We start from the raw sequence: 232 nt of genomic DNA, 5'->3' as shown, positions 1-232 counted from the left end.
TTGGGTAAGGGCAAACACATTAAATAGATAGGTCATAAAGGTAGACCCGATAACCACAAAAGCGATTACCCCATATACCCACAGGGGTAGAGTAGCGCATTCAATTTGGGAATATTCCGGGTAGGTCACTGGAAAGGCGATTACAAAAGCGATGGTGAAAACCCATTTCATCAGGGTAAGGGGATGGTACTTTGCAAGCAGCTTTTTTACCAAGAGCAAATAAGAAACATAT

Annotated in this window: 1 pseudogene; it reads right to left on the bottom strand. The window is 42.2% G+C overall.

The features are described from left to right. Window positions 1–232: pseudogene (locus ACRHOZ_RS21585) on the bottom strand (EamA/RhaT family transporter); the annotation flags it as partial.

Origin of the sequence: Flagellimonas flava, from assembly GCF_050617915.1 — a bacterium.
GTDB lineage: Bacteria > Bacteroidota > Bacteroidia > Flavobacteriales > Flavobacteriaceae > Flagellimonas > Flagellimonas flava_A.
Note: the sequence above shows the minus strand (reverse complement) of the source record. Positions and strands in the feature narration are given on the sequence as shown.